This is a genomic window from Nocardia neocaledoniensis (genome assembly GCF_003182135.1).
In the GTDB taxonomy this organism is placed as follows: domain Bacteria; phylum Actinomycetota; class Actinomycetes; order Mycobacteriales; family Mycobacteriaceae; genus Nocardia; species Nocardia neocaledoniensis.
In genome coordinates this window covers 540,332-557,524 of sequence record NZ_QGTL01000004.1, presented here as the reverse complement: position 1 = coordinate 557,524, position 17,193 = coordinate 540,332, and the positions used below count along the sequence as shown (strand labels likewise).

Sequence of the window (17,193 nt, the reverse complement as noted above, 5' to 3'; positions counted from 1 at the left end):
AGCGGATGACGAGATTCGAACTCGCGACCCTCACCTTGGCAAGGTGATGCGCTACCAGCTGCGCTACATCCGCGTGCCGTACGAGCCCCGCGGGGCTTCGTCGTGCGAGAAGGAACATTAGCGCCTCACCCCCGAAAAAGTGAAATCCGTGCGCACAGCCCTCCCGAAGCCGCGGTGAGCTCGGCGCAGGACCTGGCCGCCGCGACTTCCGCGTTAAGTCCGCGACAAGGTATCGGAAGTCCTTGCCCGGAAAGCTCTTTCACGGTCCGGCGGCTACCGCCGGAACGACAGGAGGGAACGGGATGAAGACACTGGGGCTGATCGCGGCGGGTATCGCTGTGACCACCGTGACCATCATGGGAGCCGGTCCGGCACACGCCGACTTCACCGATCCGGTGGAGCTCACCGACAGCGGCGAGAACACCGAGGAGGGTGAATTCGGCGAGTACGCGATCGACGTGAACCACCCCGGCTCGTGCCTGGTGGTCCAGAACCACACCGGCGGCCGGGTGACGCTGCGATTGAACTACCCGACCAGCGGCGGGAAATGGCAGTTCGCGCACGACGAGGTGGGCGTGCTGTCGCGCAAGGGCAAGGTGGTGACCTCACCGTCGGGCCGCTGGAACGTCCGCACCAATCCGCCGATCAGGTTCAACTGGGTCTACGACGACGACCTGAACGACCGTAAGGGTTGCAACGGCTCGTGGGTGCTGACGATGAACTGAACCCAGACCCGGGTCTCAGGCGAAGGCGTCGCGATGGTCGGCGGCCCAGTCGGCGTAGCTTCGCGGTTCCCTGCCGAGTACCTCCGCGACATCGCCGCTGACCAGCTCGTTGTGGCCGTCCCTGATGAAGGCCTGGCCGATCAGTGAACCCTCGACGAAGGCGGGCGGCAGACCGGCCGCGGTCATGAACTCGCGGGCGTCGGCGGCGGCGATGTCGGCGACCTCGATCGGGCGGCCGATGATCTCGGCGAGCACGGCGGCCTGCTCGCGGCCGGTGTGCAGGAGGGGGCCGGTGAGGGTCAGGACGCGGCCGTCGTATCGGCCGGTGCGCAGCGCCGTGGCGGCGACCTCGGCGACGTCGCGCGGGTCGACGACCGCCTGCTTGCCGTCACCGGTGAGGTTGGGCACCGGGTGTCCGTCGCGCAGCGGTGCGATCCAGCTGAGGGTGTTCGACGCGAAGGTGTTGGGGCGCAGGATCGTCCACTCCAGGCCCGACTCGCGGACCGCCTGCTCACCGGGGACGTGCCAGGTGCCGGGGAGGCCCAGGCGCGGATCGCCGGTACCGATCGCGGACAGTTTCACCACCCGGCGCACGCCCGCGGCCCGGGCGGCGGCGACGAGGGCGCCGTCGACGCCGGTGTCTTCGGGGCCGGGCAGCCCGTTGAGGAAGGCCGCCTCGACCCCCGCCATGGCCGGGGCGAAGGTGGCCGGGTCGCGGTAGTCGACGCGGACGACGTCGACGGCGGCGGGGAAGCTCGCGGCGGCGGGGTCGCGGGTGGCGGCACGAACGGCCACGCCGTCCGCGAGCAGCCGGCTGACGAGGGCACTGCCGATGGTGCCCGTGGCACCGGTGATCAGGATCATGCCTCGAGCATGCCGACCCGCCTGCCTGCGCGGATAGGAGAAATCGGCACGGACAGACCGCGCCGCGCCGCTTACTGTTGACCTGGTGAGCACGCAGTATCTGACCCCGGCCGAGATCGAGACCCCGGTGCAGGCGCCGCCCTCGCTGCGGTCGTGGCTCACCGAGCTCACCAGCACGCGGATCGACGAGGACGTGGACCGCCCCTTCGCGCAGCCGCCCGTCGCGACCACGACGATCGTGCTGCGCACCGACGGGTCCGGTCGGCGCGAGGCGCTGGTCGTCGGCGCGCAGACGAAGGCCGTGTACTCGCGGGCCGAGCAGCCCGCGGGCTGCGTGCGGTTGCGGCTGGCGCCCGGGGTGACGCGTCAGCTGCTCGGTGTGGCGGCGAGCGACCTCACCGATCGCGCCGTACGGCTCGCCGAATTGCCCGGCCCGCTGGCCACTCTCGCGGACGACCTGACCGACCTACCCACCGGCGAGGCCCTGGCCTATCTGGAAGAGGTCCTGCCGCAACGGATCTCCGAGTCAGAGACCGAGCGCGCGCATCGTGTCGTACTCCGCGAGGCGATCTCGGTGCTCACCGCCGACTCCGCGCCCGCCATCCCGGACCTCGCGGCACGGCTCGCCGTCAGCGAACGGCACCTGCGCACGCTGTTCAGCACCGGCGTCGGCGACTCACCCAAACACTTCGCCCGCATCGACCGCGTCCGCCGCGTCCTCGCCTACGCGGGCGACACCCCGTGGTCCCACCTGGCGGCCCACACCGGCTACTACGACCAGTCCCACCTCACCGCCGACTTCCGCACCCTCATGGGCGTCCCCCCAGCCGCCTACCTACGCGGCAGCCTGCCCGCGCCGACCCGCTGCCGGATACCGCGCTGAGCCGCCGCGGTGGTCGTCCCGGAGACGGGCGACCACGCGACGGCGCCGGTCAGGACTCGGGGTGCTGTTTCGCGGACTTGCGGGCGAGGCGTTCGGCGGCTTCGGCATCGTCGAGGGCGGTGGCTTCCTCGAGGGAGGGGGCGCTGCCGCCGAGGCGCTTCGGGACCCAGTAGGCGCCCGGCTCGTGCTCGTAGGTTTCCTGCAGGTCGGCGAGCATCTGCTGCATGGTGGTGCGGAGCTGGGCGGTCAGGTCGGCGGCGGGCTCGTAAGGCTTGATGGGGGCGCCGACGGCGATCGAGATGGGGGTGTTGGTGCGGCCGAGGCGCTTGGGGAAGCCCTTGGTCCACACGCGCTGGGCGCCCCAGATGACGATCGGGATGATCGGCACCTCGGCCTCGATCGCCATCCGCGCCGCGCCGGACTTGAATTCCTTGATCTCGAAGCTGCGGCTGATGGTGGCCTCGGGATACACGCCGACGAGTTCGCCCGCGCGCAGGTACTCGACCGCGGCCTTGTAGGAGTCGGCGCCCGCGGTGCGGTCGACGGGAATGTGCTTGAGGGCGCGCATGATCGGTCCGGAGATCTTGCTCTCGAAGACGTCGTGTTTGGCCATGAAGCGGATGTAGCGCTTCGGCGTGCGCGCGGGCAGTCCGGCGTAGGTGAAGTCCATGTAGCCGGTGTGGTTGATCGCCACCACGGCACCGCCGGACGCCGGGATGTTCTCGGCCCCCTTGACGGTGAACTTCAGACCTTCGAGGAAGAAGACGGTTCGGGCCAGGCCGATGATCGACCGGTAGACGGGTTCCACAATTCAGCTAGCGTAGTCGCAGATCGCCGGTTCCGGCAGGCCCGGCGCCGCCGCGCGCCGCCCCGCCGGACCGCGGCGATCAGCCGCGCGCCGAATTCGCTTCGCGCGCACCGGTCTATCCCCGGCGAGCCCGCTCGCCCCGACAGTCGACGGCCGCGACGCCCGCGCGGACGCCAGGACCTAGGAATTGAGGAAGTCGTAGTGGAACGCGCGAAGCCGACCCCGATCGCTCCGACCCGCCACCACCGTGCCGCCGCCCTGGCCGCCGGATTGACCGCCACCGCGGCGTTGATCGCGGGCTGCGATTCGGTCTCCGGCATCCCCGGCGACGATCCCGCCCCTGCGGCCACCGCGAGCCCGACGACCAGCGCGACCACCGCGACCCAGGCGATCGCACCCGGCGAGCCGGCGCCGACCGGCGCGAGCACCACCACCCTCCCGCCGCTGCCCGCCGACGCGCCGCAGGTGGGCGCCGTCGCCGGTGACGACGAGGCGGTGACCGCCGTCCGCCGCTGGGCCGCCGACCTGCGCACCGACAGCGTCACCGAACTCCAGGACAAGTGCTGGACCATCCCGCCACGCACGGTCGCCGACATGTACGCCGATCCGCAGTCGATCCTGGCCGCGCTGAGCCAGCCGGGGACCGCGACCTCCGACGCCGTCACCTGGCGCACACGCACCACCACGGTCACCGTCGACCGCGAGTCGATCGCGACGGGCTACGCCTGCGGCCGGGTGTTCGCCGCCGGCGTCGAGCCGGGTTACGACGAGGCCGACGCCCGCCACACCGTGCGCCGCTACCTCGCCAGGGCAACCGGCAAACCACTCAACGCGGCCGACATCGAACCAGACCATCCGCTGACCTGCAAGGCCTCCCCCGCGACCTGGGACCCCGAAGGCACCGGCAACCCGACAGCAGCGCCCTTGGCGCGCGACTCGGGCAAAGTAGGCAATGTCACCTCCTTCACCGCCGAGGAGCTACGATCCGAGCAGATTCGTGGCGACTACCTGGAGGTACAGGTGCCGGTGACCACCTCCCCCGGGGGCACTCGGAACCGCACTTTCACGGTTGTCGCGACCGCTGAGGGCTATTGCATCGGTGACGTAACGATCTAGCCACTATCCTGGTTGGCTGGTACGCCGAGGTGGTCAGGGGAACCTGCGGCGGCGGTAGCTCGCCCTTGATCCGGCGAATCAGATCCTGGTAGGAGGAATCAGCTCGTGCAGATCACCAGCGTCGGACACGCAGGCTTCCACATCCGAACCGAGGCCGGAACCATCCTCTGCGATCCCTGGGTGAACCCCGCCTACTTCGCGTCGTGGTTCCCGTTCCCGGACAACTCCCAGCTCGACTGGGCGGCGCTCGGCGATGTGGACTACCTCTACGTCTCGCATCTGCACCGCGACCACTTCGACGCCGAGCACCTGCGCCGGTACGTCAACAAGGACGCGACCGTGCTGCTGCCCGACTACCCGGTGCCGGATCTGCGCCGCGAGCTCGAGGCGCTGGGCTTCACGAAGTTCTTCGAGACCCAGGACTCGGTCAAGCACACCGTCACCGGACCCAAGGGCTCGCTCGACATCATGATCGTGGCGCTGCGCGCGCCCGCCGACGGCCCGATCGGCGACTCCGGCATCCTCGTCTCCGACGGCGAGACCACCTGCTTCAACATGAACGACGCCAGGCCCGTCGACATGGACGTGATCCACGAGGCGTTCGGCGAGATCGACATCCACCTGCTGCAGTACTCCGGCGCGATCTGGTACCCGGCGGTGTACGACATCCCGGCCCGCACCAAGGCCAACTTCGGCAAGCAGAAGCGGCAGCGCGGCATGGACCGCGCCCGCTCCTACATCGAGCAGGTCGGCGCCACCTGGGTGGTGCCCTCGGCCGGTCCGCCGGTGTTCCTCGACTCCGAGCTGCGCTACCTCAACGACGATCGCGGCGACGAGGGCAACATCTTCCCCGACCAGATCGTGTTCCTGGAGCAGATGGAGCTCCACGGCAACGCCGGCGGCATCCTGATGATCCCGGGCTCGGTCGCCGACGTGCGCGGCAAGGAACTCGACCTCGAGCACCCGTTCGATCCGGACCGGATCTACGGCGACAAGGCCGCCTACATCGAGGAGATGGCGCAGCGGTTCGCGCCGGTGCTGGCCGCCGAGAAGGCGACCTGGGAGACCGGCGAGGGCTCGCTGCTGGAGCCGCTGCGCGAGCTGTTCGAGCCGATCATGAAGCAGTCGGCGCTGATCAGCGACGGCATCGGCTACCCGGTGGGCCTGGTCATCGGCGAGGAGACGGTGGTGCTGGACTTCCCGCACCGCACCGTGCGTGCGCCGATCGAGGGCGAGGGCCGCTACCGCTACGGTTTCCGGATCGCGCCCGAGCTGGTCCGCACCGTGCTGCGCGACAACGAGCCGGACTGGGTGAACACGATCTTCCTGTCCACCCGCTTCCAGGCGTGGCGCATCGGCGGCTACAACGAGTTCCTCTACACCTTCTTCAAGTGCCTCACCGACGAGCGCATCGCCTACGCAGACGGCTGGTTCGCCGAGGCGCACGACGATTCCGCCGTCACCGAACTCGACGGCTGGGAAGTCCAGCGCCGCTGCCCCCACCTCAAGGCCGACCTCTCGAAATTCGGTGTGGTGGAAGGCAACAACCTCACCTGCAACCTGCACGGCTGGCAGTGGGACCTGGAGTCGGGCCGCTGCAAGACCTCCAAAGGCCACGAACTGCGCTCGCGCAAGCTCTGATTCACTCCTCGGCGGCGCTCGCCACGTGGTGGGCGTATTCGAGGATGCGCAGCGTTTCGACGGCGTCGCGCGGGTCGACCGGGACCGGGGCGCCGTCGAGGAGCGTGGCGGCCATTGCGCGGTAGAAGGCCGGGTAGTCGCCGGGGAGGGTGGGGACGGTGCGCAGGTCGTCGCCGGCGCCCAGGGTGCCCCACTGTTCGGGAGGGACTGTGCCCCAGAGGGTTTCGTCGTCGGGGCGACGGCCTGCGCGCAGGTCGTCCTCCTGGGGGTCCAGGCCGTGGACGGTGTAGCCCGCGGTCGAACCGAGGACGCGCATGCGCGGGCCGAGCTGGGCTGCGACGGCGCTCATCCACAGGTGTGACCTGGTGCCGGAGGCGTGCGTGAGGGCGATGAAGGCGTCGTCGTCGGCCGCGGCGCCGGGGCGGCGGCGGTCGAGTTCGGCGTAGACCTCGGTGACGGGGCCGAACAGCGTCAGCGCCTGGTCGACGAGGTGACTCCCCAGGTCGAACATGATGCCGGCGCCGGGCTCGTCCAGCTCGCGCCAGCCGCCTTTGAGGTCGGGGCGCCACCGCTCGAACCGGGACTCGAACCGGCGCACCTCGCCCAGCTTCCCCTCCTCGAGCAGGCCGCGCAGGGTCAGGAAGTCGTTGTCCCAGCGGCGATTCTGGAACACGGTCAGCGGCAGGTCGGCGCGCTCGGCCGCCTCGACGACCTCCTCGGCGTCGGCCGCGCGGACCGCGAACGGCTTGTCGATCACGACCGGCAGACCCGCGGCCAGCGCCTGCAGGGCAAGCGGCGCGTGGGTGCTGTTCGGCGTGGCGATCACCGCGAGATCCACGTCCTCGTCCTCGGCGAACAGCTCCGCCGCGGTCCCCCACACCCGCACCCCCGGATGCTCGGCCCGCGCCCGCTCGGCCCGCTCCGCCGACGAGGTGACCACCGAGGCCACCCGCATCCGCGATTCGGCCGCCACGAGCGGCGCGTGGAACACCGACCCGGCCAGGCCGTATCCGATAATCGCTACCCCGAGCTGGTCCATCGATGTCCCTCCGTCTGGTGTGTGCGCCGCCGGGATCGAGTATCCACCCCGCACGGCCACCGGCCGGGGAGATCAGCGCGCGGGCAGGTTCTCGACCACCTCGCGCAGGACCGACGCGGCGAGGGCGCAGTAGTCGTCGCGGCGGCCCTCGCCACCGTGCACTTCGACCTCGATCGTTTCCGTGTCGGCGTCGGGCACCAGGTAGGCGCGGACGCAGATCGCCGTCGACCCGCCGCGATCGGCGTACATCGAGACGCCGTCGATCGTGGTCGCGAGCACATCGGCGCCGGAGGTGTAGGAGCTGGTGCGCACCAGGTCGATCGCGAGCCTGACCCGGCCGTCCCACTGGCAGGTGTGGGCGTCCGCGACGGTCGGCGCCTTCGGCAGCGGGCCGATCCGGCTCGCCACCTTCTCCCTGCTGATGAGGTCACACGGGGCGAGTCCGGCCAGCGAGCCGGCGCGATACTCCGCCTTCGGCGCATCCGACAGTGATCGCGCGATATTGGCGATCACGTAATCGGCGGCGCCGCAATCCTTCACGTCCGAGGGCCGCGACATGTCCAGGACGATGCCGGAGTCCGCCTCCGCGCCGGGACTGGCTATCGCCCGCGTGCAGCCGTGCTGGGTGCCGTGGATGATCGGCACCCCGTCGACCTCGGTGACCAGCGGCGTCAGGTAGTCCTCTTCCTTGCCGAGGTTCAGGTCGATGGAGTACTTCGGGGCCGACGCGCGGCAGCCCCAGTCGGCGGTGGGTGTGAGCTTCCACGAGTCTCTGGGCAGCGGCGTCGGGACGACCGGGACCGCGGCGCCCAGCGCCCGGTCCAGCCAACCGCAGGGGTCGACGCGCCGGAGCTCGGCGAGTGTCAGCCCGGTGGTCGATGCGGGTCTGTCCGGTTCGGCACCGGTGAAGAAGACGATGCCGGCGACGGCGAGCACGAGCGCGACCACACCGGCGGCCACACCGCGCCGAGCCCGCGCCCCCGTCGACTGCCAGCGGCGAACCGTCCACCCACGCGCGTTCGCCCACATCGCGGCGGCGATCTCGGGGAACGGGCGCGTCGGCGCCTGCGGCAGCTCCGGCGGCAGCGCGGCGAGAAGGGCCGCCGCCTGGTGCTCTGTGCGGGCGATGTCGTCGGCGACCCCGGCGGGCCAGTCCGCCGGAACGGGCGGCGGGCCACCGAGGTAGTCCAGGATCTGCGCCGGGGTCGGGCGCGCCGCCGGGTCCTTGCGCAGGCAGGCGGCGATCATCTCGCGCAGTGGTTCCGGGACCCGGCTGAGGTCGGGTTCCCGCTGGGTGATGTTGAACAGGATGTAGGGCACCGAGGGCGCGGTGAAAGGGGCGACGCCGCCCGCCGCGAAGGCGAGCACCGCACCGAGCGCGAACACGTCAGCGGCCGGGGTGATGTCGACGCCGAGAGCCTGCTCGGGAGCGAGGAATTCGGGAGTGCCGAGGACTGTGGCGGTGCCGCGCGTCGGCGCGGCGATGCCGATCTCGCCGAGTCGGCCGCTGTCCCTGGTCAACATCACCGTGTCGGTGCGCACCCGCTGGTGCACGAGCCCGGCGTCGTGCACGGCGCGCAGGGCGCTCGCCAGCGATCCGGCGAGCGCGCGGACAGCAGGCACCGGCAGCGGGCCGTGCGTCTCGACGGCCCGGTCGAGGCGGATGCCCGGCACGAACGCCGCTGCCAGCCAAGGCTTCTCCGCGTCGGCGTCGACGTCGAGCACGGTCGTGCTCGACGGCCCGGACACACGCATGGCGGCGACGGCACTGTGCCGCAGCCGGATACGGAAATCCGGTTCGGTGACCGATTCGGCCCGCGCCTGCTGCACCACCACGAGTGCGCCGTCCGGTGCGGCCGCCAGCAGGGGGTAGAAGCCCGCTGTCGGCTCCAGTGCGCCGAGGAGCCGGTATCGGCCGATGCGCCGCGGTGCGTCGGGATCGAGGGACTGAATCGTCATGACGTCGGCAACTTCGCGAGAACGGGGGCGAGCAGCGTGGCGGACGCGTCGCAAGGATCGCCCGGGACGGACTCGGCGAGCACGATCATGGTGCTGACCGCCTCCGCCTGATCATCCCGGCTCGGCCGGATCATGATCCGGAGATCGCATGATCGCGGACTCCGGCTGACGATGTGCGCGGTACGTCCGGCGACCGTGATCGTCGGCTTCGGGTTCACGACGCCCGTCTCGCTGTCGGGACGGATGCGGTCTTCGAACGACAGCGAGAACCACGCGTCACGCCCGGCCACCGCGCAGCCGTGCGGGCCGTAGGACGTTTCGCGGGCGGGGTCTCCGATCACCGGCAGCGCGGCAGGCGCGTCGATGAGCGCGCAGGGATCCAACAGCAGGATCGAGTCGGGATCATGTTCGCGCAGCGGCGGATTCACCGAGAGGCGATGCACCACGGCGGCCAGGGCCCGTTCCGACAGCGGGCATCCGTCACCGCTGGGCGCCTGCACCTGCATGGTGATGCTGAACGGCAGCCCGCTCTGGGTGATGACCGCCCGGTCGCAGATCCGGGCCTCCTTGTGGTGGCCGAAGACCGGCATCCAGCTGATCGCGCTGCCGATCGGGTCGAGGGTCGTCTCGGTCTCGCTCGCCGAGATGGCGACATTGAGGGAGAAGTAGACCTGCTCGCCTGCCTGATTCGCGTACATGGTGCTGCATCCGTTCACCCCCTGCTGGGTGAGTTCGGCGATCGGCGTGCCGAGGTCGGTCAGCACCGCGGGCGTCAGCAACGCGCAGATGTCCAAGCGACGGCCCTCGTCGACGGTGAGCGCCAGCGGCGGATCGCTCATCGCCTCGGCCTTGCCCTCGACGCCGACACCCCACCAGGCGCAGACCGCGAGGACGAGCACCGACACCGCGGCCGCCAGGGGAACCGGACCGGGCTTACACCACTTCCGTCGGCGTGGTGCGGGTTCCGTCTCGGGGGCGACACCGGCGGCCCACCGGGCGGCCTCGGCCTGGTGGTCGGCGACGCGCCTGCGCACCCGGACGGGCCACACCGGCTCCGCCTCCAGCGCGCCCGCCACCTCGAGGATCTGCTCGGGAGTCGGGCGGTCCGCCGGATCCTTCGCCAGGCACGCGTCGACCAGCGTGCGCAGAGCGCCGGGAATCGCGCTGGTGTCCGGCGTGCGGTACAGCACGTTGTAGAGCACCTGCGGCGTGGACGCCGCCTCGAACGGGCTCGCGCCGGTGGCGGCCATCGCGAGCAGCGCGCCGACCGCGAACACGTCGGACGCGGCGGTGAGCGGACGGCATTCGGCCTGTTCCGGGGACATGTACGCGGGCGAGCCGATCACCGCCCCGGTCGCGGTGAGGGTGATGTCGTCGGTCATCGCGCGGGCGATGCCGAAGTCGATCACCCTTGGTCCCTCGTTGGTGAGCAGCACGTTGCTCGGCTTGAGGTCGCGGTGCACCAAGCCGGTGCGGTGGATCTCGATCAGTGCCATGGCCAGGCCGGTGGCGAGCAGCTTCAGTCCGCTCACCGTGAGCCTGCCGAACTCGCCGACCGCTTCCTGCAGCGACGGTCCCGCGATGAATTCCGAGGCCAGCCAGGGCGTCTCGGCGTCGGCGTCGTGGTCGACCACGCCGGCGGTGTACGCGCCGGTCACCTGCCGCGAGGCCTCGACCTCGCGCCGGAACCTGGCGCGGAACTCTGGGTTTCCGGTGAGATGCGGGTGGATCCGCTTGACCGCGACCAGGCGGCCGTCCGGCCCGCGTCCGAGCAGCACCTGCCCCATCCCGCCGCGCCCGATCACGGCGAGCAGGCGATAGCGGCCCAGGGCGGGCGGATCCTGGGGTCCAAGTGATTTCACCGGCTACGACCCCTGACTGTCGGCGAGCAAGGTGTACTGCGCCGCGGCGAGTTGCCGGGCATCGAGCTCCTGGTTGCTGTACACCCTGACCACGAATTCGTCGTGCCGGATCAGGCAGGTGAAGCGGCGGGCCTGCACCAGACGGAGGTCGGGCCGCAGCGCGCGGAAGCAGGAGACCTCCGCCGCCGCGGACACGCCCCGCATGGGGACGTACTCCTCGGCTTGGCCGGCCTGGATCGCCGCGTCGAACGATTCCGCCGCCGTGGGCGACTCGGTGCGATACAGGATCTTGTTGTGCGACACCGCGATCGCGGACACGCGATGTTCGGCGAACATCCGCGACCGCGTCATCGGGCGATCGAGCAGCAGCGCGTAGGCGCGCGGGCCGTAGACGGCGAACTCCTTGCGGTCCGGGGTGGTGTCGCCCGTCGACACCAGGCGCGTGAGCAGCCCGTCCCTGTCGATCCGGGCGGTGGCCAGCTCGGCGGCCGGGGTGGGTGTGAACGTCCCCAGTTCGGCGAGCTGGGCGCGATAGGTGCGGGTCAGCAGGTCGACCAGCACCTCCGGGCGCGGCTCGGCCACCTTCGCGAAGACCCGGATCACCAGGTTCTTCCACACCAGCCAGCTGCCGACCGTGGGGACGCCCGGACGCCAATGCGTGAGCGCCGCAGGGAATTCCGGGACGGGCAGCGGCGCGTTCTCGGCATTGGCGCCGAAGTCCGCCGCCGCCATCGCCGCGGCCGCCGCTGCCGCGTTCTCCTCGCTCGGCAACGCGACGAGCGAGATGGTCAGCGCCTTGTCGACGGCCTCGTTGTGCAACTGGTCGTTGCCCGCGATCGCGCCGAAGGCCCCGAGTACGTCGAACGGGCGCAAGGCCGCCAGCTGCACGGCCGAGAGCAGGCCGTCGACGCCGTCGTGATCGGCGATCACACCCCCGCCCCTGCTGATCGACAGGTCGGGGTCGACCTCCTCGGCGATCAGCAGGTGCTCGCCGAGGCGCAGCGACTCGACCAGGATGCCGCGGCTGCGGCTGGCGGTGTCGTCGTAGACGGCGGCGATCGGGCGCACCGAGTACGCACCGTGGTCGGGGACCGCGGACTGATCACCACACGCGGCGGCGAAACCGACGACCGTCACCGCGAGCGCCGCGAGCCGACGCGACCTGTACCGCACGAACATTCCCCTCCGATCGGACACCGCAGGCGCCCGACTCCTCCCGATCCGGCTGAAACTATCACCCGCCCACCGGTGCCGCTACTGCGGCAAGCGCCCGACCACCGATTTCAGGACCGATTCGGCGGCAGGGCATTTGGCGTCGACGACGCGTTCACCGTCGCCGTTCACCTGGAGGGTGGCGACCTCCAGGTACTGCTCACCGATCTCGCGGTACCGGTACATGCGCCGGCATTCGTCCACCGGGTCGGTGGCGACGAGGATGTCGGCGGTGACGCCGTCGCCGAGGTCGACGGTCCTTCTGGCCGCGGTGGGCAGATCGAGCCGCAGCGGATACGACATGGTCAACCGGAGGGTGGTCGCGCCGCGCCATTCGCAGGAGTGCGCCGCGACCGGTATTCCCGGCGCGGTCGCGCCCACCGCGACGGCTTCGGCGTCGGCGACCAGCGAACAGGGATCGACCGCCGACAACGACCCCGCGGCCACGGTGGCCCGCGGCGCCGAGGCCACGGTCGCGAGCACCCGCTCGACAGCGTGTTCGGCCAGCGCGCAGGAGGTGCGTTCCTTGGTGGCGAGGGCGATGCCCCACCCGCCCGCCTCCTCGCCGACGCCGACACCCAGCGCGCACTCGGTACCTCGTCGCCGCAGCGGGAGTCCGTGGACAGTATCGCCGGTGGCAGTGAAACCGCCCATGGCGGCACCGATTTCGAGGGTGAGTTCGGCGGCGCCCGAGAAACCTCGGCATCCCCAGGTCGAGGTCTGTTGCCACAGCCAGTCGGCGACCTTCGGCTTACCGCCCGCGCCGACGTCGGCGGGCAGAGTGGGGCCGAGAGCTTGCGGCAACCAGTCGCAAGCCGAGACTTCGCGCAGTTGCGCGAGACCGGGCAGCGACACGGCAGGCGCTTCGGCGGGCTCGTCACGCACGATGACGACAGCGGTCGTCGCCGCCACGACGACGGCCGCGATGGCCGCGACACCGAGCGCGAGCTTCGCCTTACCCTTCGTCCGCGGCGGTGGCAACACGGCCGCGTCGGGCCGGATCGATGACGAAATGATCTGGGTTGCTTCGGGATCCGAGGTGAGCGAGACCAGATTCCGCGACAGCTCGGCGATCCCGGCATGCACCGGCGCGGGCCACGGCATGCTCTGCACCGGAAGAACACCGAGGTAGTCGAGGATCTGAGCCGGTGTCGGCCGGGCCGCCGGGTCCTTGCGCAGGCACGCGCCGATCAACTCGCGCAGCTCGGGCGGGACCGCGTCGAGCCGGGGTTCGCTGTGGACGATGTTGAACAGGGTGTACGCCGCCGAGTTCGCCGCGAACGGGCTGTCCCCGGTGGCGGCCATACACAGCAGCGAGCCGAGCGAGAACACGTCGCTCGCCGAGGTCACCTGCTCGCTCATCGCCTGCTCCGGCGACATGTACGCGGGCGAGCCGACGACGGCGCCGACCTCGGTGAGCTGCGCGCCGGCGCCGACCGCCTGGGCGATACCGAAGTCGATCACGCGCGGCCCGTCGTCGGCCAGGATCACGTTGGCGGGCTTGAGGTCTCGATGCACCAGGCCGGTGCTGTGGATCGAGTGCAGGGCGGAGGCCAGGCCGGAGGCGAGGGTGCGCAGAGCGGGCACGGGCAGTGGACCGTGCTCACGGATCGCGCGGTCGAGCGGCACTCCGGCGATGAAACGTGATGCCAGCCAAGGTGTTTCGCTGCTCGTGTCGAAATCGACGACGGCGGCGGTGAACGCGCCGGACACCCGGGCGGAAACGGCGACCTCGCGTTCGAAACGGGCACGGAACTCGCGATCGTCGAGAAGATGGGCGTGGATCTGCTTGATGGCGACGAAACGTCCATCGGGACCGGTGGCGAGCAGTACCCGGCCCATGCCGCCCGCGCCGAGGACACCGCGAATCCGGTAGCGGCCGATCATCGACGATTCGGCAGGCGACAGCGGCTCGATCACGTCGTACTCCCCCACTTCGATCCCGCCGCGGCGGGTGCGCGCGCCACGATCTCCGGCGCGGGCGTCCGCGAGCAACCTAGCACCCCACGCACCGGCCCCCAGGACACCGCGACCATGCCACCGAGCCGCCGCCCGCGCGCCGACGGGCCCAGGCGGTCGAATACCAGCGGCCGGCCGCCAACGACTTCCGGCGAACCGAGGCGTGGACTAGTGGTCCGCCGTTGTCGTCGCTCTGCTCCCGATGACCACCGCGGTGAGGACGATCGCGCAGCTGCCGACGGCGGTGAGCGAGAGCCGGCCGGCCGCCGCGTCGAGCAGCATCGCCGCGATGAGCTGGCCCGCCACCGAGGTGAGACCGAGAAGCAGGACACCGATCATGCCCACGGTGATCGCGGCCAGTGCGATGAAGGCGACGCCGATGAGGCCGCCGAGGTAGAGCCAGGGGGCCGTGGGGAATCGGGTGGGCAGGCCGGTGCTGAGCAGGGTGAAGATGTTGAACAGGCACAGCGCGATCAGGCCGACGGTGAAGTTGATCAGGGTGGCGGGGAAGGGCCCGCCGACAGCGCCGACGCGGCCGTTCACCGCCTGCTGCCAGGCCAGGCCGATACCGGCCAGCGCGGGGAGAACGATGAGCAGATATCCGGGGACACCGGTGCCGGAGCCGGTCGGTGTGGCGGCACTACCCGCCGAGAGGACGACGCCGGCGATGCCGAGGACGGCAGCGACGACGCGCCAGGTGGTGACCGGCGTGCGACCGTTGGGGGCGAGACCCAGCCGGTCGACGACCAGACTGCTGAGCAGCTGACCCGCCACCACGGCGACGGTGAACGCGGTGACCCCGATGGCGGCGATGGTCAGGCCCTGACTCGCGACGAAGAACGCGCCGCACAGCCCGCCCAGCAGTTGCCACGGGCGCACCCTGCCGTCGGCCACGGCGGTGCGCACCGTGCCGAGGCCAGCGCGCAGCGACGGGCTCGCCGCGAAAGCGACAAGCAGGACGAGCAGGCCGGTGCCGAAACTGATGGTGGCCGCGGCGACACCGTCGCCCAGTTCGGCGCCGAGTGCGCCGTTGATGCGACCCTGCACGGCGACACCAGCGCCGATGCAGAATCCGAAGATCGCTCCGAGACCGTTGCGTCCGACCACCGCGTCCTTTCGTCAGCTGGGGTGCCGTGGCTACCGACACTAGACTGACGGGCGAGTCCGGCGGCGGCCCGGACGCTCGGCAGGGGGCGAAAGACGATGTCGACAACCGATTCTCCGATGCTGTCCCACCCGGTGATCGACGACGTGCTCGCACGGCACCGCGACGCGCTCGGCGCCGACGAACGCGCCTATCGCCACCACGTGTACCGCTGCGCCAACTACCAGCGCGCGCTGCTCGGCGGGGAACTGCCCGATGCCGCCGCACTGGCCTGGGCCGTGCACGATCTCGGCATCTGGACCGCGGGCAGCTTCGACTACCTCGCGCCCTCGGCGGCGCTGGGTGAGACGCACGCGGCCGAACTCGGACTTGCCGACACCGCGCTGGTGCGTGCGCTGGTGCTGGACCACCACGGGCTGCGGACGCGGACCGACCCGCTGGTCGAGACCTTCCGCGTGGCAGACCGCGTCGATGTGAGCCGTGGAATGCTGCGCGGCGGGCTCGACGCGCAGTTCGTCCGGCAGGTGGTCGAGCGGTTCCCGTATGCCGGGTTCCATCAATTCCTGGTGAAATCCGGTCTGCGGCACGCGGTTCGGCATCCACTCAAACCACTGCCCATGTTCCGCTGGTGATCACTTGCGCGGCGGCAGCCAGCTCGGAATGAGCAGGGCGGCCACCAGGAGCACGATCCCGAACAGCGCGATCGTGGTCGACATCGACAACCACTGGGTCGCCACGGCGACGAAGCCGAAGACCGCCAGTGCCACGATCTCCGACAGCAACCCGGAGAACGAGGTGACCGTCGCCCGGGCCGGGCCCTCGATGGCGTCCTGCAGGCGGGCGCCCGCGACCACCTCGACGGTGAAGTCGACGCCGTAGGCGACGCCGATGCCGACGAAACCGGCCCACAGGAAGACCGGGCTCATCGCGCCCACCGCGAGCGCGCCCGCGATGAACAGGACACCGGCCGCGAACAACGCGGCGGCCAGCCCGCGGGCCGGGACGGCTTCGGCGCGTCCGGCCAGCAGCGAACCCAGCAGCGAACCGGCGACGGTGACGCCCACCAGCAGCGCCGAGACACTGGTCGAGGCGCCACCGGAGACGGCGAGCAGACCGAAGTACTCGTCGAACGAGGTGAGGCCGTAGAGCAAGGCGCCCAACAGGACTCCCCTGCGCACCCGCCGCACGCCCAGCGCCTCGGAGGTCCCGGTGCGCAACATCGTCAGGTACCGCGTGAGCCCTCGCGCGGACTCGGGGTCGGCGGCGTGGACCGGCGCCGCGCCGGGCACCGCGTGTGGGCCCGGCATCGCCGGCTCGTCGTCGAGGTCGTCGACGGCGGTCGCGGAGATGGCGACGGGCGCGGACGGCAGCGCGAACGCGGTGAGGGTGTGCAGGACGGCGACGCCGAAGCTCACCCAGCCGACCAGCGCGTAGCCGCCGAGTGCGAACAGCGGCGCCGCGACGAGGATGGCGAGCAGCACGGTCGATTCCTGCGCGCCGCGCGTCCAGCCCATGATTCGCGCGTACGACGAGGTTTCGCCGCGGGCCACGAGATCGTCGTAGATCAGCGCCTCGAACGTGCCCGATTCCAGGGAAGAAGCGACACCCCAGACGACGAAGCCCAGCGCGAAACCGAGGAACGACGGCGCCACCATCCACAGCACGAAGCAGACCGCTTGCAGCACGCAGCTCAGGATCAGCAGGCCACGCCGCGAGACTGTGTCGGCCCAGGCGCCCGAGGGCACCTCGAGCACGAACGCCGTCACCGACCAGAGGGCGAGCAGCAGGGAGATCTGCGCGGTGCTCAGGCCGTGGTCGGCGAAAAGCACGCCATAGAGGGCATAGATGGGCAGCAGATCGCGGGTGCCCTTGAACAGGACGGCGCGAATTGCCAAGCCGCGGACGCCGACCGGTTCAGCGGTCAACCGTGCCACCGCGGTACGCAGGAACTGTGCGGATCAACAGCCGTAGATGAGCATGCGCATGCTGCTCATGGTTCGCCACCCGCCGCCGGGCGTCA

Annotated in this window: 14 protein-coding genes and 1 tRNA gene; 5 read left to right on the top strand and 10 right to left on the bottom strand. The window is 70.8% G+C overall.

Annotated features, from left to right (window positions below; all coding sequences use genetic code 11):
* Window positions 1–73 (bottom strand) — tRNA-Gly (locus tag DFR69_RS14560).
* Window positions 74–302: 229 nt separating this feature from the next.
* Here DFR69_RS14560 and DFR69_RS14555 point away from each other — a divergent pair.
* Window positions 303–725: a hypothetical protein gene (locus tag DFR69_RS14555; protein WP_110038042.1), complete on the top strand. Its 423-nt coding sequence runs from the start codon at window positions 303–305 to the stop codon at window positions 723–725.
* A gap of 15 nt (window positions 726–740) precedes the next feature.
* Here DFR69_RS14555 and DFR69_RS14550 read toward each other — a convergent pair whose 3' ends face one another.
* Window positions 741–1,589, bottom strand: coding sequence for an NAD(P)H-binding protein (locus DFR69_RS14550; RefSeq protein ID WP_110038041.1), 849 nt, complete (start codon window positions 1,587–1,589; stop codon window positions 741–743).
* Between the two features lie 85 nt (window positions 1,590–1,674).
* On the opposite strand from DFR69_RS14550, the gene DFR69_RS14545 reads away from it, so the two are divergent.
* Window positions 1,675–2,472: a helix-turn-helix domain-containing protein gene (locus DFR69_RS14545; RefSeq protein ID WP_167456264.1), complete on the top strand. Its 798-nt coding sequence runs from the start codon at window positions 1,675–1,677 to the stop codon at window positions 2,470–2,472.
* A 49-nt stretch (window positions 2,473–2,521) separates the two neighbouring features.
* Here DFR69_RS14545 and DFR69_RS14540 read toward each other — a convergent pair whose 3' ends face one another.
* A complete protein-coding gene (locus DFR69_RS14540) occupies window positions 2,522–3,280 on the bottom strand; it encodes a lysophospholipid acyltransferase family protein (RefSeq protein ID WP_110038039.1) in 759 nt (252 codons plus the stop codon).
* Between the two features lie 201 nt (window positions 3,281–3,481).
* On the opposite strand from DFR69_RS14540, the gene DFR69_RS14535 reads away from it, so the two are divergent.
* Window positions 3,482–4,396 (top strand): hypothetical protein, encoded by a 915-nt coding sequence (locus tag DFR69_RS14535; RefSeq protein ID WP_244198251.1) that lies wholly within the window; start codon window positions 3,482–3,484, stop codon window positions 4,394–4,396.
* 105 nt (window positions 4,397–4,501) lie between these two features.
* Window positions 4,502–6,037: a Rieske 2Fe-2S domain-containing protein gene (locus DFR69_RS14530; protein ID WP_110038038.1), complete on the top strand. Its 1,536-nt coding sequence runs from the start codon at window positions 4,502–4,504 to the stop codon at window positions 6,035–6,037.
* Window position 6,038: 1 nt separating this feature from the next.
* On the opposite strand, the gene DFR69_RS14525 is transcribed toward DFR69_RS14530, so the two are convergent.
* From DFR69_RS14525 to DFR69_RS14500, 6 genes are all read right to left on the bottom strand, one after another.
* Window positions 6,039–7,076: a Gfo/Idh/MocA family protein gene (locus tag DFR69_RS14525; protein WP_110038037.1), complete on the bottom strand. Its 1,038-nt coding sequence runs from the start codon at window positions 7,074–7,076 to the stop codon at window positions 6,039–6,041.
* Window positions 7,077–7,148: 72 nt separating this feature from the next.
* Complete coding sequence (locus DFR69_RS14520) at window positions 7,149–9,035, bottom strand: serine/threonine-protein kinase (RefSeq protein WP_110038036.1); 1,887 nt, start codon at window positions 9,033–9,035, stop codon at window positions 7,149–7,151.
* Window positions 9,032–10,897, bottom strand: a complete 1,866-nt coding sequence (locus tag DFR69_RS14515) for a serine/threonine-protein kinase (RefSeq protein ID WP_208643969.1) — start codon at window positions 10,895–10,897, stop codon at window positions 9,032–9,034. The genes DFR69_RS14520 and DFR69_RS14515 overlap by 4 nt, the downstream gene beginning before the upstream one ends.
* Before the next feature lie 3 nt (window positions 10,898–10,900).
* On the bottom strand, window positions 10,901–12,070 hold the full coding sequence (locus DFR69_RS14510; protein ID WP_146229287.1) for a DUF7373 family lipoprotein: 1,170 nt from the start codon (window positions 12,068–12,070) through the stop codon (window positions 10,901–10,903).
* A gap of 81 nt (window positions 12,071–12,151) precedes the next feature.
* On the bottom strand, window positions 12,152–14,104 hold the full coding sequence (locus DFR69_RS14505; protein ID WP_146229286.1) for a serine/threonine-protein kinase: 1,953 nt from the start codon (window positions 14,102–14,104) through the stop codon (window positions 12,152–12,154).
* Window positions 14,105–14,236: 132 nt separating this feature from the next.
* The gene (locus tag DFR69_RS14500) at window positions 14,237–15,175 is read right to left on the bottom strand and encodes a DMT family transporter (protein WP_110038032.1); all 939 of its coding nucleotides are present in this window, start codon (window positions 15,173–15,175) and stop codon (window positions 14,237–14,239) included.
* A gap of 96 nt (window positions 15,176–15,271) precedes the next feature.
* On the opposite strand from DFR69_RS14500, the gene DFR69_RS14495 reads away from it, so the two are divergent.
* A complete protein-coding gene (locus tag DFR69_RS14495; RefSeq protein WP_244198250.1) occupies window positions 15,272–15,805 on the top strand; it encodes a hypothetical protein in 534 nt (177 codons plus the stop codon).
* Here DFR69_RS14495 and DFR69_RS14490 read toward each other — a convergent pair whose 3' ends face one another.
* A complete protein-coding gene (locus tag DFR69_RS14490; protein ID WP_110038030.1) occupies window positions 15,806–17,107 on the bottom strand; it encodes an MFS transporter in 1,302 nt (433 codons plus the stop codon). It lies immediately after the preceding gene.
* Window positions 17,108–17,193 lie beyond the last annotated feature (86 nt).